Annotated in this window: 24 protein-coding genes and 1 pseudogene; 20 read left to right on the top strand and 5 right to left on the bottom strand. The window is 68.9% G+C overall.

Going from position 1 to position 26,093, the window contains the following annotated elements:
- The first annotated feature begins 22 nt into the window (after nt 1-22).
- Together OG953_RS16170 and OG953_RS16165 are read left to right on the top strand one after the other, a co-directional pair.
- Entirely contained in the window at nt 23-889 is an 867-nt protein-coding gene (locus tag OG953_RS16170; RefSeq protein WP_405684983.1) for a GyrI-like domain-containing protein, read from the top strand.
- Between the two features lie 173 nt (nt 890-1,062).
- Nucleotides 1,063-1,992, top strand: a complete 930-nt coding sequence (locus OG953_RS16165) for a serine protease (RefSeq protein WP_405684982.1) — start codon at nt 1,063-1,065, stop codon at nt 1,990-1,992.
- Nucleotides 1,993-2,058: 66 nt separating this feature from the next.
- Here the strand turns inward: OG953_RS16165 and OG953_RS16160 are convergent, their stop codons facing one another.
- Complete coding sequence (locus tag OG953_RS16160; RefSeq protein ID WP_405684980.1) at nt 2,059-2,880, bottom strand: TetR/AcrR family transcriptional regulator; 822 nt, start codon at nt 2,878-2,880, stop codon at nt 2,059-2,061.
- 84 nt (nt 2,881-2,964) lie between these two features.
- Between OG953_RS16160 and OG953_RS16155 the strand changes: the two genes are divergently transcribed.
- Nucleotides 2,965-3,816, top strand: a complete 852-nt coding sequence (locus OG953_RS16155; protein ID WP_405684979.1) for a siderophore-interacting protein — start codon at nt 2,965-2,967, stop codon at nt 3,814-3,816.
- Between the two features lie 139 nt (nt 3,817-3,955).
- Here the strand turns inward: OG953_RS16155 and OG953_RS16150 are convergent.
- Together OG953_RS16150 and OG953_RS16145 are read right to left on the bottom strand one after the other, a co-directional pair.
- Nucleotides 3,956-4,348 (bottom strand): annotated as a pseudogene (locus tag OG953_RS16150) (amidohydrolase family protein); the annotation flags it as partial.
- Between the two features lie 98 nt (nt 4,349-4,446).
- A complete protein-coding gene (locus OG953_RS16145; RefSeq protein WP_405684978.1) occupies nt 4,447-5,736 on the bottom strand; it encodes an alanine racemase in 1,290 nt (429 codons plus the stop codon).
- A gap of 193 nt (nt 5,737-5,929) precedes the next feature.
- On the opposite strand from OG953_RS16145, the gene OG953_RS16140 reads away from it, so the two are divergent.
- The 17 genes from OG953_RS16140 (at nt 5,930) to OG953_RS16060 (ending at nt 20,902) form a co-directional block, all read left to right on the top strand.
- Nucleotides 5,930-6,982: a sugar kinase gene (locus tag OG953_RS16140; RefSeq protein WP_405684977.1), complete on the top strand. Its 1,053-nt coding sequence runs from the start codon at nt 5,930-5,932 to the stop codon at nt 6,980-6,982.
- Nucleotides 6,983-7,055: 73 nt separating this feature from the next.
- On the top strand, nt 7,056-7,814 hold the full coding sequence (locus tag OG953_RS16135) for an IclR family transcriptional regulator (protein WP_405684975.1): 759 nt from the start codon (nt 7,056-7,058) through the stop codon (nt 7,812-7,814).
- 6 nt (nt 7,815-7,820) lie between these two features.
- Nucleotides 7,821-8,231 (top strand): RidA family protein, encoded by a 411-nt coding sequence (locus OG953_RS16130; protein ID WP_405684974.1) that lies wholly within the window; start codon nt 7,821-7,823, stop codon nt 8,229-8,231.
- Between the two features lie 638 nt (nt 8,232-8,869).
- Nucleotides 8,870-9,736, top strand: a complete 867-nt coding sequence (locus OG953_RS16125) for a hypothetical protein (RefSeq protein ID WP_405684972.1) — start codon at nt 8,870-8,872, stop codon at nt 9,734-9,736.
- A 75-nt stretch (nt 9,737-9,811) separates the two neighbouring features.
- Nucleotides 9,812-10,519, top strand: a complete 708-nt coding sequence (gene cpaB, locus OG953_RS16120) for a Flp pilus assembly protein CpaB (protein ID WP_405684970.1) — start codon at nt 9,812-9,814, stop codon at nt 10,517-10,519.
- A 7-nt stretch (nt 10,520-10,526) separates the two neighbouring features.
- On the top strand, nt 10,527-11,831 hold the full coding sequence (locus OG953_RS16115) for a CpaE family protein (protein WP_405684969.1): 1,305 nt from the start codon (nt 10,527-10,529) through the stop codon (nt 11,829-11,831).
- Between the two features lie 90 nt (nt 11,832-11,921).
- The gene (locus OG953_RS16110; RefSeq protein ID WP_405691861.1) at nt 11,922-12,308 is read left to right on the top strand and encodes a TadE family protein; all 387 of its coding nucleotides are present in this window, start codon (nt 11,922-11,924) and stop codon (nt 12,306-12,308) included.
- 3 nt (nt 12,309-12,311) lie between these two features.
- A complete protein-coding gene (locus OG953_RS16105) occupies nt 12,312-12,719 on the top strand; it encodes a TadE/TadG family type IV pilus assembly protein (RefSeq protein ID WP_405684967.1) in 408 nt (135 codons plus the stop codon).
- Between the two features lie 69 nt (nt 12,720-12,788).
- Nucleotides 12,789-14,126 carry a CpaF family protein gene (locus OG953_RS16100; protein ID WP_327273246.1) on the top strand — a complete coding sequence of 446 codons (1,338 nt, stop codon included), beginning with the start codon at nt 12,789-12,791 and terminating at the stop codon, nt 14,124-14,126.
- Nucleotides 14,127-14,136: 10 nt separating this feature from the next.
- Nucleotides 14,137-15,075 (top strand): type II secretion system F family protein, encoded by a 939-nt coding sequence (locus OG953_RS16095; RefSeq protein ID WP_405684965.1) that lies wholly within the window; start codon nt 14,137-14,139, stop codon nt 15,073-15,075.
- 14 nt (nt 15,076-15,089) lie between these two features.
- On the top strand, nt 15,090-15,977 hold the full coding sequence (locus tag OG953_RS16090) for a DUF5936 domain-containing protein (protein WP_405691859.1): 888 nt from the start codon (nt 15,090-15,092) through the stop codon (nt 15,975-15,977).
- Between the two features lie 51 nt (nt 15,978-16,028).
- Nucleotides 16,029-17,345 (top strand): sensor histidine kinase, encoded by a 1,317-nt coding sequence (locus OG953_RS16085; RefSeq protein ID WP_405684963.1) that lies wholly within the window; start codon nt 16,029-16,031, stop codon nt 17,343-17,345.
- 52 nt (nt 17,346-17,397) lie between these two features.
- Nucleotides 17,398-18,501, top strand: coding sequence for a response regulator (locus OG953_RS16080; RefSeq protein ID WP_405684962.1), 1,104 nt, complete (start codon nt 17,398-17,400; stop codon nt 18,499-18,501).
- Nucleotides 18,502-18,758: 257 nt separating this feature from the next.
- A complete protein-coding gene (locus tag OG953_RS16075) occupies nt 18,759-18,989 on the top strand; it encodes a hypothetical protein (protein WP_405684960.1) in 231 nt (76 codons plus the stop codon).
- On the top strand, nt 18,989-19,600 hold the full coding sequence (locus tag OG953_RS16070; RefSeq protein ID WP_405684958.1) for a pilus assembly protein TadG-related protein: 612 nt from the start codon (nt 18,989-18,991) through the stop codon (nt 19,598-19,600). The genes OG953_RS16075 and OG953_RS16070 overlap by 1 nt, the downstream gene beginning before the upstream one ends.
- Before the next feature lie 31 nt (nt 19,601-19,631).
- Nucleotides 19,632-20,243, top strand: a complete 612-nt coding sequence (locus tag OG953_RS16065; protein ID WP_405684956.1) for a hypothetical protein — start codon at nt 19,632-19,634, stop codon at nt 20,241-20,243.
- An 8-nt stretch (nt 20,244-20,251) separates the two neighbouring features.
- Nucleotides 20,252-20,902, top strand: a complete 651-nt coding sequence (locus OG953_RS16060; protein WP_405684954.1) for an OmpA family protein — start codon at nt 20,252-20,254, stop codon at nt 20,900-20,902.
- Nucleotides 20,903-21,097: 195 nt separating this feature from the next.
- On the opposite strand, the gene OG953_RS16055 is transcribed toward OG953_RS16060, so the two are convergent.
- Together OG953_RS16055 and OG953_RS16050 are read right to left on the bottom strand one after the other, a co-directional pair.
- Nucleotides 21,098-22,129, bottom strand: coding sequence for a helix-turn-helix domain-containing protein (locus OG953_RS16055; protein WP_405684953.1), 1,032 nt, complete (start codon nt 22,127-22,129; stop codon nt 21,098-21,100).
- 137 nt (nt 22,130-22,266) lie between these two features.
- Nucleotides 22,267-26,001 carry a S8 family peptidase gene (locus tag OG953_RS16050; protein ID WP_405684951.1) on the bottom strand — a complete coding sequence of 1,245 codons (3,735 nt, stop codon included), beginning with the start codon at nt 25,999-26,001 and terminating at the stop codon, nt 22,267-22,269.
- Between the last annotated feature and the right edge of the window lie 92 nt (nt 26,002-26,093).

Genomic DNA, 26,093 nt, shown 5'->3' with positions numbered 1-26,093 from the left:
CGCGTAAGGGAAGGAGTCCGGGGTGCTGGAGCGGCTGAATCAGGCCATGGAGCACATCGAGTGCCGCCTCGATCAGCGGATCGACGCGGCCGAGCCGGCGCGGATCGCGCTGACGTCGGAGTACCACTTCCGGCGGATGTTCTCGGCGTTGGCCGGGATGCCCCTGTCGGAATACATCCGGCGTCGGCGGCTGACGCTCGCGGGTGCCGAGGTGCTGGCAGGGGAGCGGACGCTGCTGGAGATCGCGGTTCGCTACGGCTACACCTCGGGGGAGGCGTTCGCGCGGGCGTTCCGGGCCATGCACGGCGTCGGCCCCGGCGAGGCCAGACGGACCGGTGCGGCTCTGCGGTCCCAGCCCCGGATGTCCTTCCACCTCGTGGTCGAAGGGAGCAGCAGCATGCGGTACCGGATCGTGGAGAAGGAGGAGTTCCGTGTGGTCGGGAAGAAGGCGCGGGTTCCCCTCGTGCACGAGGGGGTGAACCCGGCCATCGCCGAGTTCATCCGGGGTATCGGACAGGAGACGGTGCGGCGCATCGCGGAACTGTCCGACCAGGAACCGGAGGGGATCGTCTCGGTGAGCGACAACCTCGCCGACAGCCGGGCGGAGGGGACCGAACTCGACTACTACCACGCCGTGGTGACTGGTGGGGCCGTGCCCGAGGACCTGGACGCACTGGTGGTCCCGGCGGGCGCCTGGGCCGTCTTCGAGAACTCCGGGCCCTTCCCGCAGGCACTTCAGTACCTGTGGCGAGATGTGTTCACCCAGTGGTTCCCGTCCAATCCGTACCGGAGCAGGCCCGGTCCCGAGATCCTGCGCACCCGGGTGTCGCAGGACGCCGGACAGGCCGAGGCGGAGCTCTGGATCCCGGTGGAGCGGACCACGGCCTGAGACCGGGGGGCTCGGTCCGGACGGCTTGAGACCGGGCGACCCGAGACCCGACGGCTTGAAACCGCCCCTTGTGGGGGCCCCTGCCGTGCGCCAACATGCGCATGTCAAATCCGAAGAACTTCGGTCGCAGGGGCCACCAGGGCCCTGCACAGGTCACTAGAGGGGACCCCCACATGAAGAAGCCTCTCGTCGGCGCGCTCTTCACCGTTCTGCTCCTCGGAGCGGGAACGGCCCCCGCTGTCGCGGCCACGAGCCACGACGCGTCCGCGCCCACGACCAAGGCCGCCGCACCGCAGGCGGTCACGGCCAAGGCGGTCACAGCCGAGGCGATCACGGCCAAGGCGGTCACAGCCGAGGCGATCACGGCCAAGGCGGTCAACTTCGCCGGGACCGTCGCGCTCAGCAACTGTTCCGGCTCCGTCGTCCGTACGCCCGACTCCCAGCCCTCCGACCCCGCGCTCGTGCTCTCCAACGGGCACTGCATGGAGTCGGGATTCCCGGGGCCGGGCGAGGTCGTGTTCGACCAGCCGTCCACCCGGAGCTTCACCCTGCTGAACGCCTCGGGCAGCGGAGTCGGCACCCTGCGGGCGAGCAAGATCGCGTACGGGACGATGACCGACACCGACATATCGGTGTACCAACTCACCCGCACCTATGCCCAGATCGAGAGCACCTACGGCATCAAGGCGCTGGAGCTCAACACCGCGCACCCGGTCCAGGGCACCGCGATCACGGTGGTCTCCGGCTACTGGAAGCGCACGTACAGCTGCAATGTGGACGGTTTCGTCTATCGCCTCAAGGAGGGCGAGTGGACCTGGAAGGACTCGGTCCGCTACACCTCCGCCTGCCGGACCATCGGCGGTACGTCCGGCTCCCCGGTGATCGACAACGCCACCGGCAAGGTCGTCGCCGTCAACAACACCGGCAACGAGGACGGGCAGCGGTGCACGGACAACAACCCGTGCGAGGTCGACGAGAACGGCAATGTGACGGTGCGCCAGGGCATCAACTACGCCCAGGAGACCTACGGCATCGTGCCGTGCATCGGTACCGGCAACAAGTTCGACCTCAGCCGGCCGGGGTGTGCCCTGCCCAAGCCGTGAGTTCGTGAGCCACGTCGCCGCCGCGATGCCGACCGGGCACCGCGGCGGCGACGCGCGCTCGCAGGCTCACGCCGCGCCCGTGCGCCGGATCGCCGCCTCGATCCCGTCGAGCAGCACATCGAGTCCGACGGCGAACGTCTCCCGCGCCTCGCGCTCCAGGTACGGCATCGCCTCCTCGCCCGGCGCGGAGGGCGGCTGCTGCGGGGTGCTCTCGCTCTCCATCGCGCTCAGGCTCGGATAACGGTCCGTGAAGTCGGGCGCCACTTCGCCCAGCAGCGCCGAGCGGGCGAACCACCACTCCTCGTCCGACTCGCCCGTCACCGCCGCGGCCTGCCGCGCCTCGGCGACCGTCCCGGCGCAGCCGCGGACGAAGTGGGTCAGCGTGCCGACCAGCCGCCGCAGGAGCGGGGCGTCGAGCCCGGTCTTGTTCAGCAGGCGTACGAGTGTGTCCAGGCCGGCGTACTCGTGCGGGCCGAGGACCGGGCGGGCCTGGGAGACCTGGAGCACCCAGGGGTGGCGGAGGAGGAACGCGAGCGTGTCCTGCGCCCAATCGGTCAGTCCCGCACGCCAGTTGTCGATACCGGTGTACTGGGTGGGCAGCTCGGCGTGGACGGCGTCGTACATCAGGTCCAGCAGCTCGCTCTTGCTGGGGACGTAGGTGTAGAGCGCCATTGCCGTACGGTCCAGCCGCTCGCCCACCGCGCGCATCGAGAGCGCGGCCATGCCGTCCTCGTCGGCGACCGCGATCGCGGCGGTCACGATCGCGTCCACGCTCAGCCCCGGCCTGGGGCCCGGCCCGGGGCCGCGGCGCGGCTGTGCCGGCTGCTCGGCGCGCCACAGCAGGGACATCGAACGGCGGGCGTCGCCCTGTCCGGCAAAGACCACCACTTGCGACTCCTTACGCCATAAAGTAACTTCGCAGAGGTAATTCCTTACGGCATAAACTATCAGTCGCAGAGAGTGGGTGCCGCGATGGGGCAGGCATGGCCCGTGTCGTACGTACGGGTGGTGGGCGTGGAGCGGATCACCCCGCGGACGGCACGCATCACCTTCGCCGGGGACGCACTGGCGGAGCTCATGGAGGACCGGCCCGACCAGCAGATGAAGCTCTGCTTCCCGAGGGAGGGGCAGGAGGTGCCCCGGCTGCCGGAGCCGGACGCCGACGACACGTACGGCATGCGGTGGTACGAGTCGTACCTCGCGATCCCCGAGCCCGAACGTCCGCTGATGCGGAGCTTCACGGTTCGCGCGTACGACCGGCGGCTCGGCCTGATGGCCGTCGACTTCGTGCTCCACGGCGACGAAGGCCCCGCCGCCCGCTGGGGCCGGGACGCGCGCCCCGGGGACGTCCTCGGCATGGTCGGCCCGTCGTCGATGTACGCCCGGCCGCTGCCCGCCGCCGACTGGCTGCTGCTGGCCGGGGACGAGACGGCGCTCCCGGCGATCGGGACGCTCCTGGAGTCCCTCCCGGCCGGGGCGCGGGCGGTGGTGTACGCCGAGGTGGCCGACGAGGCGGAGGAGCAGGTGCTCGACTCGCCCGGCGAGGTGACCGTCCACTGGGTGCACCGGGACCGGGGCGGGACGTTGACGGACGCGGTGAGGGGCGCCGGACTGCCCGCCGGGTCCGGTGCGGCGTGGCTGGCCGGCGAGGCCGGGGCGGTGCGGAGCCTGCGCCACCATCTGGTCGAGGAGCGCGGACTGCCCAGGGTGGCCGTGGAGTTCAGCGGCTACTGGCGGACGAGCCTCACCCAGGACGACGCCCCGACCGAGGAGGACCTGGCCTGGGCGAAGGAGCGTGCGGCCGAGGGCCCGGAGACCTCATAGGTCCTGGATGCGTCCCTCTCCCCGCACTGCCTTCCCCGCCAGCACCTGGGTCCGGCGGCCGTCCTCGATGACGAAGCGGCCGTCGATCAGCACATGCGGGATGCCGGCCGGCAACGTACGCGGTTTCTCGAACGTGGAGCCCGCCGACCGTGCGCCAGTCGAAGTCGAGGTCCGAACCGTCGCCGTTCCAGCCGGTGATCGTCTTCCGTACCTCGGCGAGCGTGCGGTCGTCGACCGGGGCGTACGACAGGCCGTCCTGGCCGAGGACTTCGAGCGTGACGCCCTGTGCGGCCTTGGCGCTGTGGTCGGGGTCGCGGAGCAGCGCGAGATCGCTGTGCGCGTGCATGTCGATGAAGCCGGGGGAGAGGGCGAGTCCGTCGGCGTCGAGGGTGCGGCGGGCGGTGGGGCGCGGGCCGGGGGCGTGTTCGGGGTGGATCTCGACGATCCGGCCGTCGCCGATGGCCACGTCTGCGCGGTGGGCGGGGGTGCCGGTGCCGTCGATGACGTGTGCGTCACGGATGACCAGGTCCATGGGGTCGGCCGCCTTTCGCCAGGACCGAGCCCCTCCGGCGATCGAGGAGCGGGGGTCCGGGGGCGCAGCCCCCGGACGCGGGGAGGGACGGGCGGAGGTCAGAAGAACGTGCGGATGTAATCCGTGACCGTGCCGTCCGCCTCCACCAGCGGAATCAGCTGCCACTTGTCGAAGCTCGTGCACGGGTGCGACAGACCCATCCCCACCCAGTCACCCACCTCCAGCTCCGCGCCCGGCTCCGTACGCACCCACGTGTGCTGGTCCGACAGGCCGCTGACCGCGACACCCGTCGCGGGCCGGACCGAGCCGTCGCGGCCGGACCGTACGACCTGTGCCTGCGGGAGGTCGAGGTCGTACGCCGCATCCCGCTTGCCCGCGTTGAGGAACGCCTGCTCGGGGGAGGGCCGGGAGACAACCTGGGCCCAGAGCCGGAAGGCGGGCTGCAGGGCCCCCTCCTCCGGGACGCGGTTGAACGGGGTGAGGTGGCGGTAGTGGCCGTCGTCGTGCGAGACGTACGCCCCCGAGCGCAGCAGCTTGAGCACCGGACCGGAGAGTTCCGGGATCTGGGCGAACACGTCCGCCACCGCGTCGAACCACGCACTGCCGCCCGCGCTGAGCACGATCCCCTCGTCGGCCGCGGGCGCCGCGAACCGGCCCGCGCGGTCGAAGTCGACGGCCAGCGCGACGAGCCGGCGCAGCCACTCCCGTACCCGCTCCACGGACGCGTCCGGCACCTCGCCCTCGTAACCGGCCACGCCCACCAGACGCAGCGTCGAGGTCGCGGCCACCGCATCGGCGACCGCCACGCACGCGGCCTCGGTACGGGCACCGGTGCGCGCACCCTCGCCCGCGCCCAGCTCCACGACGACGTCCACGGGGCGGGAGGCACCCGCCGCCCGCAGCGCCTCGTCCATCAGCTCCACGCCGCGCACCGAGTCGACGTAACAGATGAAGCGGAAGTCCGGATCGGAGTCCAGCTCACCGGCGAGCCAGCGCAGGGCCACGGCGTCGACGAGCTCGTTGGCGAGGAAGATCCGCCGGATCCCGTACGCCCGGTAGACCCGCGCCTGGTGCGGCACGGCCGCGGTGATGCCCCAGGCGCCGTACTCCAGCTGGCGGGCGAAGAGCTGCGGGGACATGGAGGTCTTGCCGTGCGGGGCGAAGGCGAGCCCGTGGCGCTTTGCGTACGTCTCCAGAAGGGCGAGATTGTGCTCGACCGACTCGGCGGACAGGGCGAGCACCGGTGTGGTGAAGCCGCCTGTGAAGAGATTGCGTCGCTCGGCGGCGAGGGCGCCGACGGTCAGGCCCTCCGCGTCGGGCGGGAGCGCCTTGAAACGGTGGTCGACCAGCTCGTCGGCAAGTCCGGCCACAGGACGGTCGGCGGCCAAGGGGGGCCTCCTCGATCGAAGTATTCGTTGCAGTATGTGCAACACCCATTGCGCATATCGCTTAATGCTGTCTAACATCCGAGCCGACGCCGGGTCAATGCCGAGGCCGACAGCCGGCGCCGCCTCTCCCTGAACCGCTGCCCCGCCACATCCGCCGAATCGCCGAACCAACCGACCCCGCGAGGAGCCCCGAGTGTCCGGAACCCCGGTCAGGACCGCCGACGCCACCACGGCCGCCGAAGTCGTGTGCCTCGGCGAGTCCATGGTGACGTTCCTGCCGTCGCAGCCCGGACGCCTCGCCGACGTACCCTCCTTCGGCCGCGGTATCGGCGGCGCCGAGTCCAATGTCGCCTGCGCGCTCGCCGCCGCCGGACACCGGGCGGCCTGGGTCAGCAGGGTCGGTGCGGACGGGTTCGGCGACCATCTCGTCGAGGCGGTCGCCGGCTACGGGGTCGACACCTCCGCCGTGCAGCGCGATCCGGCGCGGCCCACCGGGATCTACTTCCGTACGGCGACGGACCGGGCCACCGATGTGCACGAGGTGGCGTACTACCGGGCCGGGTCCGCCGCCTCCGCGATGTCCCCGGACAACGTCCCCTACGAGGCGCTGTTCGCGGGCCGCGTCCTGCATCTGTCCGGCATCACGGCGGCGCTCTCCGCCGACTGCCTGGCCCTGCTGCACGACCTGACCGCACCCCGGCCCGGTCGCCCGCTGATCTCCTTCGACGTCAACCACCGGCCGGGCCTGTGGCGCGACGCCGACGCGGCCCGTGAGGTGCTCCTGGACCTGGCCCGCCGCTCCGACCTGGTCTTCGTCGGCGAGGACGAGGCGGAGGAGGTGTGGGGAGTGAAGGGTGCGGAGGCGATTCGCGCGGCATTGCCGGAGCCGGGGGTGCTGGTCGTGAAGCGCGGGCCCGACGGGGCGACGGTCTTCTCGGACGCGGGCGAGGCCGACGACGTCACCACCGTCCCCGCCCTCCGGGTCGATGTCGTCGCCCCTGTCGGCGCCGGTGACGCCTTCGCCGCCGGGTTCCTCTCCGCCACCCTCCGCGACCTCCCCGTACGCGACCGCGTCCGGCACGGCCACCTGATGGCCGCTGCCGTCCTCACCGTCCCCGGCGACCTCACCGACCCTCCGGCCCGCGCTCACGCCGACGCCCTTGCCGCACTGGACGACGATGCCTGGGGGAGACTTCGTCTCGGCCCCGGATGGACGGGGGACGACCAGGAGGTACGTACGACGTGAGCGAGCGCAGCGAGCGAACGGACAAGAGGGGCGTCCCGGGCGAAGACCGGGCCGAGGGCAGCGAGGCACGCGCATGAGTCAGACCGTCGACCGGGCGCTGAGCATCCTGCCGCTGCTCGCCCAGGGGCCCGCCGACCTCGGGCAGGTCGCCGAGCGGCTCGGCGTCCACAAGTCCACCGCGCTGCGCCTGCTCCGTACGCTCCACGAGCACGGACTCGTCTACCGCCAGCAGGACCAGCGCTACCGCCTCGGCGCCCGCCTCTTCGCGCTCGCGCAGGAGGCCGTCGAGAACCTCGACGTACGGGAGATCGCCCACCCCCACCTCGTCGAACTCAACGAGAGCTGCGGCCACACCGTGCATCTCGCGGTGTACGAGGAGCACGAGGTCCTCTACATCGACAAGGTCGAGAGCCGCTACCCGGTCCGGATGTACTCGCGGATCGGCAAGCCCGTCGCGATCACCGTCGCCGCCGTCGCGAAGCTGCTCCTCGCCGATCTCGCCGAGCCCGAGCGGCGGGCCATCGCCGAGAAGCTCGACTACCCCATGTACACGTCCCGTTCGACCCCGAACGCCGGCGCGTTCCTCAAGGAGCTCGCCGTCGTCCGCGAACAGGGCTGGGCCACCGACCTCGGCGGCCACGAGGAGTCCATCAACTGCGTCGGCGCCCCCATCCGGGGCGCGGACGGGCGGGTCGTCGCCGCGATGTCGGTCTCCGCACCCAATGTCGTCGTCACGGCCGAGGAACTCCTCACCCTGCTCCCCCTGGTGCGCCGCACCGCCGACACCATCAGCCGGGAGTACTCCGGCACCAACCCACCCAAGAAAGCCTGAACAGCCATGACCGAGAAGACCGCCCTCACCCCGAGCACCCACACCACGCCGCCCGCGAAGTTCTCGCACGGCGTGAAGAAGGGGAACATCCTCCAGGTCGCCGGCCAGGTCGGCTTCCTCCCCGCCGCTGAGGGCCGGGCCCCGACCCCCGCCGGTCCGACGCTGCGCGAGCAGACCCTCCAGACCTTCGCCAACGTCAAGGCGATCCTGGAGGAGGGCGGCGCGAGCTGGGACGACGTGATGATGATGCGCGTCTACCTCACGGACGTGGACCACTTCGCCGAGATGAACGAGATCTACAACGCCTACTTCGGCGAGCAGAACCTCAAGGCGGCCCCGGCCGCCCGTACGACGGTCTACGTCGGCCTCCCCGAGGGCCTGCTGATCGAGATCGACGCGCTCGCGGTCCTCGGCTGAACCAGCTGATCCACATGCCGCACCCGCTCCACCGCACCACCACGCACGGCACGGCGCCCAGCACCACGGTGGCACGCGGGCGCCCACGAGGCCATGGGCCGGGCCCGTCCCGGACAGCGCGCCCGGATCCGGGACAGGCCCGGGACGCATGCAGCAGCGCCGCGCTCCGCGGCCGCCCCGTCGGCCACCCGCGAACGGTCGTTCAGAGGTTCCGCAACGGCCGAGGGCTCCCCAAGAATTGACGATTTGTTGAGCTCGCTCGCCCCTCGTGCGGGTGACGTGGCCAAGATGCTCGGACAGTGACGATCCGGCCCTGCCGGAGCCCCGTGCGGCAGGTTCCGCATCCGGCCTGACGTGCGGAGATGAATTTCTGGCGGCAGGCAATCGGAAGCTGGATTCGTAACACTCCGCAGTGGTACAGGAGTTAACGACTTTCGATTTGATCCGATTTAGCATGGAGATGTTGTGCAGGCGGCATGCACAGGTTGTCGTACTGGCCTCCGAAAAGTGTTCTCTGCCAGGTAAGACGTGGATAAAGTGCTGAGGCAGAACCGCGGAGCAGGAGCGATTGCGGCCGACGTCATGACCGTCGTCAGGCCGGAGCCGAAACGGGGAACAGCGTGCCGACCGCAATAGCAGTGACCAGTGCTGACTTGGTACTACCTCCGACCGACCAGCAGACACCGACAGCAGCCCTGCTGCAGGCTCCTGACGCCCAGGCGCTGGAGATGGCCATCGGTGACATGCACGTGCTGCTCGAACAGCACGGCTACGTCGTCGCCGTGTACCCGACCGGCATCGCGCCCGCCCATGAGCGCCGGCTCTACTCCGTACGGTCCGTGCTGGAAAGCGACCGCATCGCTCTGCTCAAGGTGGACCTCCCCCCCTTGGGTGTCGCCGTGCTCGTGAGGCAGCTCCGCCAGTTGTCCATCTGCGACTTCAGCCCGGGAGTGGTCGCCTCCGCCGCCCGGCTGCTGTCGCACTACATCCACGCGGGCGCCCTGCTGAACTCCGTCACCAAGTTCGACCGGGTCCCTGTCGACCTCAGGACACACGCCAAGTCCTGGGTGCCGGGCTCCCAGTTCGCCGTGGTCGCGGGGCCGGACCCGCAGCTCGTCAAGGTCGGCCCGAAGGCGGACCCGCCGACCGGCCCGGAATTCGCCACGCATCTGATGGTTGCCAAAGGGCAGTCGCAGTCCGAATGGGTGAAGCAGACCCTGGCACCCGCGTGGCAGGTCCAGGCCATTCACGAGGCCGCGCTTCCCTCCGCTTCCCCGGCATGGTGGGGAACCGGAAAACTGGTCGAATTCGCTGCCTATCTTCCAGACATCTCCATTCTGTACCAACTGGTTTCCTCCGTACGTCGCGAGAACTGTCGCTGGTGCGGAATGGACCTCATCGGTGACCGCTGCGGGTTCTGCTCCTCCCCGCTACCCGCAGCCGAGAACCGCATGCACTCCGCCGGTGTCCTCAGCCAGGGAGCGCCCGCACCACCGCAGTCCTAGCGCTTCCGCTTTCCTCCGTAGACGCCCTCCTGTCCGCTGCCCCACGCATCCGATTCGAACGAGGTTGTCCGGCCCATGAACTCCCGCCAGCGCCGCGGCGTGATACTCCTGCTTTTGTCGGTTCTGTGTGCCTTTGGCGCCTTCGCCGGCGTGCTCTCGGTGATCAGCGACGTCAACACCAAGGTCGGCCCCGAGGTCTCGGCCTACCAGCTGAAGTCCGATGTAGCGCCCTATACCGCCCTGTCGTCCGGCCAGTTCGAGAAGATCTCGATGCCGAAGCGCTGGCTCTCCACCAACGCGGTGACCGACCTCTCCGAGGTGAACGGCAAGATCGCCGTCACCCAGCTGCGCAAGGGCTCGCTGCTCCAGTCCGACATGATGCAGAAGCGCCCCGAACTGCAGCCCGGGGAGCAGGAGATCGCCATCATGATCGACGCCGCGACCGGCGTCGCGGGCAAGATCACCCCCGGTGCCACGGTCAACATCTACGCCACCTTCGCCGGTGAGCGCGACGGAGACCCCTCCCAGTCGAAGGTCATCGTCTCCAACGCCAAGGTGCTGGACGTCGGCAAGCTGACCGCCCTGGAGCCGAGCCGCGACGGCAAGTCCAACATGGGCACCGAGGCCGTCCCGATCACCTTCGCACTCAACACGCTCGACACCCAGCGCATCGCCTACGCCGAGTCCTTCGCGGAGCACGTACGCCTCGCGCTCCTGGCCTCCGGCAGCGACGCCACCATCCGCCCGGGCGACCGCACCTACACGATCGACAAGGACAAGTGAGGATCGCATGACCACCAGGATCCTCCCGGCCGTCGGTGACGTCGACGCGGCCAGATCCGTCACCACCCTGCTCAGCCAGCTCCCCGACGCGGAACCGGCCACTCCGGTCAGCGACTCGACCCAGCTCATCGACACCCTCGCCCGGCTCGCGGGCGAATCGCTCGACGAACTGCCCGAGGTGGTGCTGGTCCACGAGCGGATCGGTCCGGTACCGGCGCTGGAACTGATCAGGGAGGTCTCCCTGCGCTTCCCCGCCATCGGGGTCGTGCTGATCACCGCCGACGTCACCCCCGGTCTGTTCGCCTCCGCGATGGAGTCGGGTGCGCGAGGTGTCATCACCCTGCCCCTGAGCTACGAGGAACTGGCCAACCGGATCCAGTCCGCCGCCCAGTGGTCCGTCGGCGTCCGCCGCCACCTGAGCAGCGGGGCCGATGTCTTCACCGGCCCCGGCGGTACGGTCATCACGGTCAGCGGCGCGAAGGGCGGGGTCGGCACCACCGTCACCGCCGTACAACTCGCCCTGGCGGCCCAGGCGTCCGGACGTACCGTCGCCCTCGTCGACATGGACCTCCAGGCCGGCGACATCGGCTCGTACCTCGATGTGCAGTTCCGGCGTTCCATCGTCGACCTGTCGACCATCACCGACATCTCGCCGCGTGTCCTGTCCGATGCCGTGTTCAGCCACGGTTCCGGCCTCGCGCTGCTCCTGGCACCCGGTGAGGGCGAGAGCGCCGAGGAGGTCAGCGACCGGTCGGCCCGGCAGATCGTCAGCGCCCTGCGTTCGCGCTACGAGGTCGTGGTGATCGACTGCGGCAGCCAGCTGCAGGGAGCGAGCGCCGCGGCCATCGAGATGGCCGACACGGCACTGCTGGTCACCACACCGGATGTGATCGCGGTGCGCGGCGCCAAGCGCCTCGTACGGATGTGGGAGCGGCTCCAGATCCGCAAGGCGGAGGAGACGGTCACCGTCGTCAACCGGTTCATCCGCAACACCGAGATCCAGCCGCAGCTGATCGAGAAGATCACCGGGACCCGCACGGCCAACACAGCCGTTCCCGCGAACTTCAAGGAACTCCAGAGCGTCGTCGACGCGGGCCGGCTGCACGACCTCGATTCCAAGAGCACCGTGAAACAGGCCCTCTGGGCCCTTGCGGGCGAGGTGGGCATCGTGAAGGTTCCTGACAAGGCGGAGAAGAGCGGCGCGAAGAGCGGCGGAATGTTCAAGAACGACCGAGGCTCGATCGGGCGCCCACGCGTCGGCCGACGCGACGGCGACGCCCGGAACCGGGCGACGACCAAGGGGGCAAGTTGACCAATGGCACTTACCGAGACGACAGACACGGAGATACGGGGAAGGCGTTGTGGTGATCCGTCTCCGGTGCGGGGCCGGGTGCGGGGCTTGGTGCATGGCCGGATGCTCGGCCGCAGGCGTGACCGCGGCCAGACCGCGATCGAGTTCCTGGGCGTCACACCGCTGATCATCCTGCTGGCGGTCGCGCTCTGGCAGTGCGCGCTGATCGGCTACACGTTCAGCCTGGCGGGGAACGCGGCAGACAAGGCGGCGCACCAGGGGGCCATTACGGAGGGCCTGCGGTTCAAGGAGTGCCGGGCCGCGGCCAGGGAGCACCTGCCGGAGGCCTGGCAGGAGTCGATGAAGCCGACTAAGTGCCGCTCCTCGTCAGGCATGTACAAGGCCGAGGTCAGGTTGCAGGTGCCTGTCCTGGTGCCCGGTGTACTCAACTGGCCGTTTCGGGTCGAAGGCAACGCCGCGTTCCCGCTGGAGGGCTGAGCGATGAGCAAGCGCACGCACACACCTGGCCGGACGGCCGCTACCACCACCGCCACCCCCCGCCGCGATCGCGGCCAGGTCGCCATCGAGTATCTGGGCTTCCTCCCCCTGCTGCTCCTGGTCGGCCTCCTTGCGATCCAGGCGGGCATGGCCGCGTACGCAGCCAACCAGGCGGGGACAGGGGCCCGCGCGGCAGCCCGAATGGCCAGCATGTCGCTGTCGGGCGGCTGTGACAGGCAGGCGGGCAAGGACGCGATGAGCGACTGGACCGCCGAACGGGCCCGCTTCAGGACGAGTGGCTCGGGCAGAAACAAGGTCACCTGTACCGCCCGCGTCAAAGTGCCCGACATCCTTCCGGGCATCAACATCTGGAGCACGGCCGAAAGAAGCGCCACGATGCCCCGCACCTGACCCCTGCGGCGCACCGCACTGCTGCCTGACCAGCGGCTCAACAAGCGAGTGGGAACGAGGAGTTACGGAATGAGTCTGCGGGCACGCATGACCGCCCCCGAGAAGAACGGCGGGGCGCGGGAGGACAGCCACATGGTGGCCACCTACCGCGCCAAGCTGCTCGAAGAGATCGACCTGGCGGAGATGTCCTCGCTCGCCGCCGCAGACCGGCGGGCCCGGCTGGAGCGCGTACTCAGCCACATCATCAGCCGCGAAGGACCGGTCCTCTCGACCGTCGAACGCACCCAGCTGATCCGCCGGGTCGTCGACGAGGCCCTCGGTCTCGGCATTCTGGAACCGCTCCTCGAAGACGCGTCCATCACCGAAATCATGGTGAACGGACCGGACCAGATCTTCGTCGAGCGCAGCGGCAAGGTCGAACAGCTCCCGATGCGCTTCAGCTCGCACGAGCAGTTGATGCAGACCATCGAGCGCATCGTCTCGACCGTCAACCGCCGCGTCGACGAGTCGAACCCCATGGTTGACGCGCGTCTACCCAGTGGTGAGCGTGTCAACGTGATCATTCCGCCGCTGTCGCTGAGCGGCGCCACACTCACCATCCGACGGTTCCCGAGGGCCTTCACGCTCCAGGAAATGATCAACGTCGGCTCGCTCGACGAGCAGATGCTGATCCTGCTCTCCGGACTCGTCCAGGCCAAGCTGAACGTCATTGTCTCCGGCGCCACCGGTACCGGGAAGACGACGCTCCTCAACGCGCTCTCCGGCCTCATCCCCGACAGCGAGCGCATCGTCACCATCGAGGACTCCGCCGAGCTCCAGCTCCAGCAGAGCCACGTCATCCGGCTGGAGTCCCGTCCGGCGAACGTCGAGGGGAAGGGCCAGATCACCATCCGTGACCTGGTCCGCAACTCCCTGCGTATGCGACCCGACCGCATCGTCGTCGGTGAGGTCCGTGGCGGCGAGTCGCTCGACATGCTCCAGGCGATGTCGACCGGTCACGACGGCTCGCTCGCCACCGTCCACGCCAACAACGCCGAGGACGCGCTCATGCGTCTGCAGACCCTGGCCTCGATGTCCGAGATCAAGATCCCGTTCGAGGCGCTGCACGACCAGATCAACAGCGCCGTCGATGTCATCGTCCAGCTCACCCGGCACGCCGACGGTTCCCGCAAGATCACCGAGATCGCCGTCCTCGACTCGCACGGCCGCGATCCCTACCGCATCGTGACCGTCGCCCGGTTCGACGCCCAGCCGATGGACGCCGAGGGTCGGATCAACGGCGAGTTCAGGTACCTCCCGATCCCGCGCAAGATCGCCGAGCGTCTCTACATGGCCAGCCAGCCCGTCCCGCAGGCCTTCGGGGTCGCCGAATCCGCCGAACAGCTCGCCACCCGAGAGGCCAACTAGGTACCGTGCCATGACGAATCTCCCTCTTCTCACGATCGGCGTCACACTGCTCTGCGGTGTCACAGGCGTCACCGGCCTGCACGCCTACTCCGGCGGCAAGGCCGACCGGGACGCCCTGGTGGACCGCCTGTCGCACACCGGCTACATTCCGGAGACCGGGCGCCGCCGCCGCTTCCGGGGACTCGACAGCAGGCTGCGCAGGACCGGTCTGGGCCGGAAGCTTGAGCTGAAGCTGGCCGCTACCGGCCTCGACATCACACCGGGCGAGTTCTTCGTCTACGCGCTCGCCGCCATGGCCGGCCTCTGGATGATCGCCTCGTCGCTGCTCGCCAGCTTCTTCGGGCCGGTCGCCGCTCTGATCGGCCTCTGGGGCACCAACGCCTTCCTGAACTGGCAGCGGACCAAACGCACCGAACGCTTCATCAATCAGCTTCCCGAGCTCGCCCGCATCCTCGCCAACGCCACGCAGGCCGGACTCGCGCTGCGTACGTCCATCGGTATGGCGGCCGACGAGATGGAGGACCCGGCGGGCGAGGAACTGGCCCGGGTCTCCCGACGCCTCGCTGTCGGCGAATCCCTCGAGGACGCGATGAGTGAGCTGACCGACCGGCTGCCCTCCCGCGAACTCGTCGTCCTCGTCACCACCCTCGTTCTGTCCAACCGGGCCGGCGGTACGGTCGTCAGCTCGCTGCGCAACCTCACCGAGACGCTGGAGGAGCGCAAGGAGACCCGGCGCGAGGTCAAGACCCAGCTCTCCCAGGTCACTGTCACCGCCTACGCCGTTCCGATGTTCGGCCTGGGCGCCATGCTCCTGATGAACGCGGTCATGCCCGGCGCACTCGACCGCATGACCGGCGCCTTCATCGGCCAGGTCGCGGTGGTCATCTCCATCGCCCTGTACGCGATCGGATTCATCGTGATCCGCCGCATGTCCCGGATCGACGTCTGATGGGCGGGGCGCACATGGGCCTGCTGCTCGCCGGCGTCATGGGTCTCGCGGTGTACGGAGTCATGGCCGGTATCCGCATGTACCGGCGCGACGCGAAGCTCCCCGTTGACCTCGCGATCGCTCTGGAGGTCGGCTCCACCCGCACCAGCGCGGTCGGTTCCGGTATCGACCGGCTCGGCATGCGCTGGGCCCCTGCGGTCCTGCGGATGATGGGACCCAAGGCCGTCAACAAGAAGCGCCGCCAGATCGACCTGGCGGGCAATCCGGGCGGTCTGACCATCGACCGCTACGCCGCCCGCCGCGCCGTCTACGGCGGACTCGGCGCGTTCGGCGCCTTCACGATGCTCATGCGCGGCCAGATCTTCCTCGCCCTGCTGCTGATCGCCTTCGGCCTCTTCTGGGTCGAGGTCGGCATCTGGTCGGCGGTCCGCGTCCGCCGCGACCACATCGACCGGACCCTCCCCGATTTCCTGGACGTCCTGGCCGTCGTCGTCTCGGCCGGCCTCGGCTTCCGCCAGGCGCTGGGACGCGTCGCCGAGAAGTACGAGGGCCCCTGGGCCGACGAACTCCGCATCACTCTGCGCCAGATGGACATGGGAGTCAGCCGCCGCGAGGCCTTTGAGCAGCTGCGCAAGCGCAACGACTCGGAGCAGGTCGCGATGTTCGTGACCACGCTCCAGCAGGGCGAGGAGCTCGGTGCGCCGATCGTTGAGACGCTGATCCAGATCGCCAACGACATGCGCCGCACCGACGCCCAGAACGCCCGCCGAAAGGCCGCCAGGGCCGTCCCCAAGGCGACCTTCGCGGTCACCACCTTCCTCCTCCCCGGAACCCTGGTGCTGCTGACGGTCGGCTTCGTCTACGGAGCCAACATCGACTTCGGCTTCCTCGCGGGCGGATGACGTGAACGAGGCGGACGGCGAGCAGGACGGTCGGAGGGAGGTGACAGGCTCATGTCGTTCCAACTCAGCGGCACCCATTCCGGACTGAATGCGGAGGTGCGTCAGGCCATAGCCGATCCCGGTTCACGCCCGGCGTTCGCGATCCAGCTGAACGCGCTCCAGGCGATGTGCCGCCAGGTTTTCGGCTTTCGGCTCGCGATGATCGCCATAGCCACACCGTTCGCGATCGGCCACACCGCCTCCGGCCCGGCCTCCTGGCTGATCGGCTCGGCCATCCTCGTCACCTTCATGGGCTCGTACGTCCTCTTCCGCGACTGGGAACGCTTCGGACCCGTACTCCTGCGCCACCCCTGGCTGCTCGGCATAGACGCCATCTTCGGCGCCCTGCTGCTGATCACCGCCAGCCCGGAGTCCACCCTCGCGTACGTCACCGTCTGTACCCCGCTGCTGGCCGGACTCGTCTACGGCTGGCGCGGCGCGGCGGTCTTCACCGCACTTCAGATCGTCATCGTCCTCGGCGTGCACGGCACCGACCCGAAACTGCAGCCCGCCGATGCCACGGTGTTCCTCCTCCCCGGCTTCTGCGTCATCGCAGGCGCCGTCGGCGTCACCCTGCGCAACCTGCTCCTTCGCTTCGGGACAGCCAGCCAGGCCCTCACCGAGACCAGGGCCCGCCTGGCAGTCAGCGAGGCCGTGGAGGGCGAACGCACCCGGCTCGCCCGAGAAATGCACGACTCCGTAGCCAAGACCCTGCACGGCCTGGCACTGGCCGCCGACGGCCTGGCCGGCTCCTCCGGCCGCATGGACCCGCTCACCGTCAAGCGCCAGGCCGAACTGGTCGCCCGCGCCGCCCGCCGGGCCGCCGCCGAATCCCGCGAACTCCTCTCCGACCTGCGCCGCGAGTCCGGACTCGACGGCGGGGTGGACGTCGTGCGCGAACTCCAGGCACGTGCTGACGACTTCACCCGACGTCACGAACTCACGGCCACCTTCCGACTCCTCAACGACGCACCGATCCCGCCCGTCCCCCAAGTCGTCGCGCGCCAGCTGCTCACCGTCGCCTCCGAAGCGATGGAGAACGCCCACCGCCACGCCCACCCCACCTACCTCGTCGTACTCGTCGGCGTGGAGGGCGATGTTCTGCGCGTCAGCGTCTACGACGACGGGCAAGGGCTGCCCCCGGGCACGACGCTCGACGACCTCCGACAGGCCGGACACTTCGGCCTCGTCGGCATGGTCGAACGCGCCGCGTCCATCGGCGCCCGCATCCGGATCGGAAAGGGCCAGGCGGCCAGGGGAACCGAAGTCCGCCTGGAACTCCCGATCGCCGCTCTCAGTACCGCTCTCGAAGCAAAACAACCCAACTGAACAGCTCCAAATCCATCCTCACCCCCCATAAAACCCTGAGAGGAGGTCGCAGATGCCGGACGACGTCTCCCGCGCGTCGGGCCAGAACTGGGCAGCGCAGAACCACGCCTCCCAGCACACGTCCTCGCACGTCACCCCGCTCAACTCGGAGCCCAGCTCCAATGCGTTCCCCGTTCCCGCCCCCCAGCAGTCAGCGGCATCCGAGTCCATTCCTCCCTTCCCCGCGGCGCCGCCCACGGCCCTTCCCGGTGTCCTGCGGGTCGTCGTCGCCGACGACAACCCAGTGGTACGGGCCGGCCTGGGCGTCCTGCTCTCCGGCCGCGACGACATCGAAGTCGTAGCCGAGGCCGCAGACGGCCGCCAGGCCTACGACATGGCCGTGCAGCACCGCCCGGATGTCGTCCTGCTCGACGTCCGTATGCCCGGCGTCGACGGCATCTCCGCCCTGCCTCACCTCGTACAGGTCGCGCCGGTCATGATGCTGACCTACAGCCGAGAGAGCGAGATCGTCCACGAGGCGCTCCGGCTGGGCGCGGGCGGCTATCTGGTCCACGGCGAGTTCACGGCCGACCAGTTGGTACAGGCCGTACGCGACACCAAGGACGGACGCGCCCACTTCACCGCCACCGCGGCCAACGCCCTCCTTGCTCATATGCGTCAGGGCCCCGGGCCACAGGGACGACCGCTCCCAGAGGGACTCGGCGCGGCCCTGACCACGGGCGTTCCGTACCAGGGGCCCGGCTACGACGGCCACGCCCCGAGTCCGGTCCAGCAATACGGTGCGCCTGCACATGCCCCCAAGCCCGAACCGGCTCCACCTGCGGCGCGACCGATCCGACCATCACAGGGTCTTTCGCATCTGCAACCAGTTGTGGCACAGTCTTCCATGGCCGGGGGTCCGGTCGTGGCTCTCAACAGGCAGCAGTACGGGTTGAGTTCACGGGAGGTGGAGGTCATGGAGCTGATCGCGTCCGGCATGAGCAATCAGCAGATCGCCGCCACCTGCTTCATCAGTGAGAAGACGGTCAAGAACCACATCAACCGCATCTTCACCAAGCTGCACAGCGCCAGCCGCAGCGAGGCCATCGCGCGCTGGCTCGGCACGGCCCCCGCGGCGGGGCAAGGGGTAAGCGGGGCCGGTGGTCATCGTGACTGAGCGGGGGAGTGGTAGCGGGATCGGGTCTGCAGCCGTACGTGCGGGGCGTGGGGTCCAACACGAACCGGCGGCAGAGACCCAACTGACGCTTTGGGCCCGGGAATGGGCCCTGGGACCCTCCGGCGAGCCGGGTGTCCGGCCGTATGTTTCTCATGTCGCCAGCGGCTCCGGCCAGGAGGAAGCCGGAACCGCAGGCGGCACCCAAGAAGCGTGCGAGTCGGCCGGCTTCCGGTCGGCCGAATCTGGAGGGGAACCCCATGTCGAACATCACCCTGAAGACCGCCGTCCGCGTCAACGGCTGGGCCAACACTGCGGTCAGTGCGATCCAGAAGCGCTACGAGGCCAAGGACCGCGGTCAGACGGCGTTCGAGTACCTGGGCATCATCCTGGTGGTCGTGGCGATCATCGGCGCGATCATGGCTACGGGTATCGGTGGCGCGATCTCCGGTCGCATCTCCGGTCTGGTGGACTCCATCACCGCTCAGTGATGATTGGTCGTTCGCGCAACGATGCAGGGCAGGCCTTCCCCATCTATGTAGTGATGGTGGCGGGCCTGCTCTTCCTCGTGTTCGCATTCTTTGCCGTCGGTAAGGCCTCGGCCTTGCGCAATGGGGCCCAGGGGGCGGCGGACGCCGCCGCGCTGGCTGCCGCTCAACAGACTCGTGAGGACTTCGGGGCCCCGTTCCTCGCATCGCTCCCCGGGAACATGCTGGAGCAGTTCCTTCAGGTCCACGCGGTTACCGGGTGCCCTGCGGCTCAGGGACTTGCCGCAGCGAATCAGGCGGACGTCGTCAGCCCCTGCCAGACGACACGTGCAGGCTATCGGGACCGGATCACGGTTGAGGTCGAGGGCCGCAAACCGGTGGACTCGTCGGTGATTCCCGGTACGGAGAACAAGTTCGCGAAGGCCAAGGCCACTGCCATTGTCGAGTTCCGTTGCCTCGGATGGAGGGCCTTCGACTTCAACGATGACGGTGACCAGGACTTGTACATCTTCCCGTGCGGGGACGCCGGGGTGCTCGAAATCGAGCCGAGCAGACCCCCGCTCTGGTCCGAGGTGAGCAAGAAGCTCTACGACGTGCACCTGGTCGACAATTGACAGCGAACGACGAGTAAAGGAATCAGAACCCATGAGCATTCGGCGCTCCACCAAGTCCCGAAGGGCAGTGGCAGCCGTCTCGCTGGCGGCGGCGCTGGCCTTGGCTGTCACAGGCTGCGGCACTGATGGTGGCGGAAAGACGAACGATGCCGGTTCGTCGCCATCTTCCGAGCCTTCCGAGTCCTCTGACGGGGACAAGGGAGCGAAGCAGGAGGACACCGCCGCTGGGGACAACGTGGACCCGAATGTGAAGCTTGCGGAGGTTGAGGGAGACGGGCTGACACTCGTCGTCAATCAAGTGAAGCGCGATTCTGGAGGCTTCGTCACCGTTCAGGGACAGATCACGAACGACAGTGGCCAGACGCGTAACACCAGTTCGTGGGCGGGATCGGAGAGCGCGATCCTCGCCAGGAACCCGAACTCTGTCGCCGGTGCCACGCTGGTGGACAAGGCAGGGAAGAAGCGCTACTACGTGCTTCGTGACACGGAGAATCGGTGCCTTTGCACCACAAGCATCCCTCCGTTGTTGGCTGGCAAGACGATCCCAGTCTTCATGCAGTTCCCGGCGCCCCCGAGTACGACGACCGAGGTTGATTTCACTCTGCCGTCGTTCGCGACGGCGTCCCTGAAGATCTCAGGGTGACGGCTGATATGACCCACAACCGAACTTGGATGAAGCCAATCGGCGTCGCCGGACTCTCCGTTGCTTCAGCCATGCTGATGGCCACTGCCACGTTGTTGGGAGCCTCATCAGCGCTAGCCGATGACGGCCCAAGCGTGCCTCCCGGCACCGAGGCGACATCGGTGCCTCCGGTCGAGCTCGACCCCAACGACCCTGATCTGAAGATGCCCGAAGGCAGCACGCTCGCCCCCGCCAAGGTCCTCGACATCGTCCAGGTCATCGAGGACGAGGGCGGCGATGAGCGTCGCGAGGACAGCAACGCGAGCATCAAGTTCGCGCTCCAGGCCGAGGTCCTCTTCGGCAAGGACAGCGCGAAACTGAGTTCCGCGGCCAACTCCCGTATCGCAGCCATCGCGGCCGAGATCAAGAAGCAGAACGCGACCAAGGTGCGCGTCTTCGGTTTCACCGACAATCTCGGTTCTTCGGCCCACGGTGACGTGCTGTCCAAGCAGCGCGCCAACGCCGTGCAGTCGGTGCTGGTCAAGGAGTTGGGCTCGACCGTCAGCTTCGATATCCGCGGCTACGGTGAGCAGTACCCGATCGCCAACAACGGCACTGAAGAGGGCCGCAAGAAGAACCGCCGCGTGGAGGTCTCCTTCCCGCGCGGCACCTCTTCCTGAGGCACCCGCACACACAGGGGCCCGGCACCGCGAGCCCGTCGCGGTGCCGGGCCCTTGCTGTTACAGCAGGTGGCCGGCCCTACTGGCCTTGATGCCGCGGATCATCTGGCGGAGCGCTTCGCCGCTGTCGGTGAGGTAGTGGTTCTCGTTGCCGAGGACGGCGATGAAGCTGTTGTCGTCAAAGTCCGTGCCGAGTCAGTCTGAAGCAGTCGCATTTCCGAACGGCACAGGACCTTCAGTGTGCTCTATCCAGCCGTGTCGGATGGCGTAGGCGCCAAGCTGCATCCGGGTCCGAACTCCGGCTATGTCCATGAGGTGGCGCAGGCGTCGGTGCAGCGTGCGCGGTGAAAGACCAAGCTGTGTTGCGGCCGTCGGGTCGGTCAGGCCGGCCAGCAGGAGCGCGAGGATCCTTCGGTCGAGGTCGGTCGGGCCTTCCGCACCGAGCTCGACGGTGGTTTCGGCTTCTCCGCCGGTGCCCGACAGCTCGAGCGGGTGGGCGGTGCGCCATATTGTCTCGAACAGCGCGTCCAGCGCATCCAACAGGCCGCTGCGGTGCAGCAGCACGGCGCCGGGCTCTCCGGCTGGTGTGACCGCGAGCGGGACAAGGCCGAGGTCGGCGTCGGCCAGCACGAGTTTCATCGGCAGCTGGTCGGCGACACGCAGTTGCACGCCGTTGCGCAGTGAATCGATCGCATCGGTGATGATGCCCGGCTCTGCCAGCACGGCCCGGTCCAGTACCGCCCGGAAGCGCACGCCGCGGTCGATGGCCACGGGTTCGGCCGTGTTCTCGTCGGGCGGCACGGCGAGGAACGGTGCGGTGATGAAGGTGCGGACCTGCGTGCGGGCTGCCTGTTGCACCTGTAGGAAGCGATGACGGATGGCGTCGACGCCCGTGACGACCTCGATCAGATCGCTGATGCTGCTCCCGGTCATCGCCGCCCGGTGTTCCTCGGCGAAGGTCACCAGTGCCTGCTCTGCCATGCGCAGCCCGTCCTGGCGCTGGCTGATGAGAGCGCCGAGCGCCATGGCCGGCGGCGCGGCGGTGAACTGCTCATCCGCCGACCTGATCACCAGTCCCCACTGGACCAGGCGGGACAGGGCCTTGTCGACGTCGGCCTGCGATAGGGCGAGCAGATCCGACAGCAGCATCGCGGTGGAGTTCGGCCGTCCGAGCAGCGTCCGGTAGACGCGCTCGTCATCGGGTTCGAGGCCCAGAACATCCAGCATCGGCGACCGACTCCCTTCCGCTTGCCGCAGCGGGGAGAGTATGCGCCATGGCGGCAGACCCTGAATAGTCCCTGCTGGGAGCGGGTGTGACGGGAAGGGACCCGGGGAGTCGCCTCCCCGGGGCCCGACAATGCGGTTCATCGCAGGCCGTACGCCCGGATGATCTCGTTCTTGACGCTGAAGCCGCTGTCCGTCCCGGCGCTCGCGCGGACCGAGAGGAAGCCGCCGGGCTTCTTCGCCGTCCTGAACGAACCCTTCCAGTAGCCGTCGGCGCCCATGGTCAGGGTCACCTTCTGCCAGGTGGCGCCGTCGTCGTACGAGACGTCCAGCTTCACCGTGGTGACGGTGCCCGGCACGGTGCCGAGGTCCATCGACACCGGCTTGAGCGCGATCTGCTGGGTCGCATCGGCCTTGACGTCGCCGTGCAGATCCGACTCCAGCTTGTAGTTCAGGTTCAGCACCGAGAACCGCTCGGCGACGTCCGAGTCGACGGTGTCGGACATGAACGTCCACTCGGTGTGGGTGCGCGTCGACAGCCGGAAGACGTCACCGGGCCGCTCCGCGTCGAGGACGGCGCGGTAGGGCAGGTTGCCCGCCGGCACCTTGCGCCACTGCATGTCTCCGCGGGCCGGGTTGTTGTAGATCAGCGTGTCGCCCTGGAAGATCTGCAGGTGGGACGGTGTTTTGCCCCACGGCAGGTAGCCGCCCAGCCGCATGTTGTCGCTGGCGGAGGCCCACGCCTGCACGTTCCAGGTCATGTAGTCCTGCCAACGGGAGTTGTACACACCGAAGGACTCGCTCTGGCCGGGCCGGGTCGCCGGAGCGAACCAGTCCAGACGGGTGGTGCTGCCCTTGGCATACGTGTTGTCGCCCGACACCATCGTCCACGGCAGGGCTCCGTCGACGCCCTGTGTGTGGAACTCCCTCCAGACCTGGCCCGGGGTCACCCATTCGGTGCGGGTGCCCGGGTGCCACTCGAGGTCGGGAAAGTTGACCGCCGGGCTGAGGGTGAAGTCGGACCGGTAGCCTTCCGCCAACTTGCCGTCCGTGGCCGAGTAGTAGCGGGCATCGATCCGGGCGAGGTCACTCTTGGTCGGCTTGTAGACCAGGGCCCGGTCCGGCACCTGGCCGGGGTAGTCCCGGGTCAGGTCGTAGACGAACGGCGTGTACTTGGTCTGCTGTGCGGTCAGCTTCAAGATGCCGGCCTTGGCCATCGAGACAAGGGTCTTGCCCGCGTCGTGGTGCACGGTGGCGACCGGGATGGTCGACTTGCCGACGTACTCCATCAGGGCACCGACACCGTCGTTGACCACGATCAGCGCCTTCGCACCGGCCGCGACCGCGGCCTTGGTGCGCTCCTGCGGCGAGACCTCGTCGCTGCGCTGGATGACGACGACCTTGCCCTTGGCCATGACCTTCTCGTATTCGGCCGCCGCGCCGTTGCCCGCGTAGACGGCGTCCAGCTTGTCCGTGGCGGTGCCCAGGGCGCTGCCCGCCTGCACCAGTGCCTCGAAGCGGAGCCGACCGCCCAACGTGCTCAGGCTGAGCCGCGGCTCGCCCTTGCGCCAGCGGGTCGTCAGCATGAACTCGCCCTGCGTCATCGGCTTCGTCGGCGCAACGTAGACGTCGTCGGACGTCGGCGCCAGCACGTACGCGCTGCGGTAGTCCATGAACGGGTCGAGGCCCTTGTAGTGGACGTTGAAGTCGACCTTGCGCTGGCGGTCCTCGGTGCGCTGCGGCGCCTCGGTCTGCAGCAGGCGTGCCTTGCTCGCGTCCAGCACCACGTCCGCGGAGCCGTCCTTGAGCACGGTCTCCGGGGCGACCAGCACGGCCAGACCCGAGCGGTCCGCCTTCTCGCCGGCCACGTCGAGGTACCCCGCGACGGTGTACAGACCGGGTGCCATGCGCATGGTGGTCGAGCCGTCGACGTAGACCGACCACGGCCAGACGTCTCCGGCCAGGTTCATGTCGACCCAGCCGGCGGCGGGCTTGCCGTCCCGGCCGACCAGCTTGATGTTCAGGTCGTAGCGCTCCGCCTCCTTGAGCAGCGCCACCGACGTGCGGGTCACCGGCTTCCCAGTGGCCGCGTCGGTGGCTATCACGTAGCCGACGTGTCGGCCTACCGAGGCGGCTTGCGGGTCACCGGCCACCGGGACGGCGGCGGTGCCGCCCGCCGGGACGGTCACCGTGGTGGCTCCCAGCGTGAACGGGCCGCCGTCGTTGGTCAGGGCCAGGTTCAGCGTGACGGCGGCGGAACCGGTGTTGGTGAAGGTCAGGTCCTTCGTGACGGCGACGTCGCTCGGCTCGTGCGGCCATGTGTAGTTGCCGAAGAAGAGCGATCCGGTGCCGCGGACCGTGGTGCGCACGGCGGCGGCCACGTCGACACGGCCGGTGCCGACCTCGTACGGCGAGTACCTGTCGGCCAGGCCCTTCGCGGTGCTCATCAGGTGTTCCTTGAGCTGCGCGCCGGTCCAGTCCGGGTGCTGCTGGGCCAGGATCGCCGCCGCGCCGACCACGTGCGGGGTGGCCATCGAGGTGCCGCTGAGGGTGCGGTAAAGGCCCGCACCACCGTCGGTCATCTCCTGCGAGCGGGCCGCGGTGATGCGCACCCCGGGCGCGGCGATGTCCGGCTTCATGCCGCCGGAGTGGGCCAGCGGGCCGGTGCTGGAGAAGGACGCGAGCTGGTCCTGCTTGTCCGTGGCGGCCACGGTCAGCGCCGAGGTGGCCGCGCCCGGGGCGGAGATGCTCTCCGGGCCCGCGTTGCCGGCGGCGATGACGAACAGAGTGCCGTACTGCGCGGACAGCGCGTCGACCGTCTGCGACATCGGGTCGCTGCCGTCCGTCGGGTAGGAGTCGCCGAGGCTCATGTTGACGACGTCCGCACCGGACTCGGCGGCCCACTGCATGCCGGCCATGACCCAGGAGTCCTGGCCGTAGCCCCCCGCGCCGCCGAGCACCTTGCCGACGAACAGGTCGGCGCCGGGGGCGACGCCCTTGTAGTCACCGCCGGAGGCGGCGCCGGAGCCGACGATCGTGCTGGCCACATGCGTGCCGTGCCCGTTGACGTCGGTGACGCCCTCACCCGGCACGAAGCTGGTCGTGCCGTCGATCAGGCCGACGAAGTCGGGGTGGTTGACGTCGATGCCGGTGTCGAGCACCGCGACCTTGACGCCCTTGCCGGTGTAGCCGGCCGCCCAGGCCTCGGGCGCGCCGATCAGCGGCACGCTTTCTTTCAGGTTGGCCTTCACGCGACCGTCGAGCCACAGCTTCGACACACCCGCGCCCAACTTCGCGCTGCCCTGCGGCGCGACGGTGGTCCAGAAGGTGCGGGCCTGCCGCTTCTCGGTGCTGAGCGCGGCACCACGGATGCCCTTGAGCTTGCGGGTCAGCTTGCTGCCGCGAGGGGCCGTCGGCTCGACGGCCGAGCGGGACTTCGGCTGGGCGTACGCCGCGATCAGCGGCACCGCGGCCGACTCCGCGTCGTCGTAGCCCATCTCGATCAGGTCGGTGACGTTGAGCAGCCGCCGGTCCAGCTTGTCCGTGCCCAGCAGCGGCGCCGCCTCGTCCGGGATGACGAACAGGTCACCCTTGATCTCCTGGATCTTCACGCCGCCGACGGCGCTGTCCGGCCGGTCGACGTCGGCGGTCTGCTTGCCGTCGGCCATCGTGGTGACTGTGACGACGTCGCCGGTGACCAGGGTGACCTTGTGGGTCGCCGAGGGCTTGGCGGGAACGGTGGGTTTACTCGGAGCGGCTTGTGCGGGCGCTTGCAGAACTGCGAGCCCCGACGCCAGCAGCGGCACCGCGGTGGCGGCCGAGATCAGCTGCCAGCGTCTGCGCCGGAAGGCGGAAGCCTGAGAGGGAGAGAACATGCCATGGGTCTATCGGCCGGTAACGCCGACGTGAAGGCCTGATGACGGCAAGTCCTTGCCGTGGCAAGGACTTGCCAGCAGCAAACAGTGCG

The organism is Streptomyces sp. NBC_00057, from assembly GCF_045041165.1.
In the GTDB taxonomy this organism is placed as follows: Bacteria; Actinomycetota; Actinomycetes; order Streptomycetales; family Streptomycetaceae; genus Streptomyces.
This window is presented reverse-complemented; position numbering and strand designations above follow the sequence as displayed.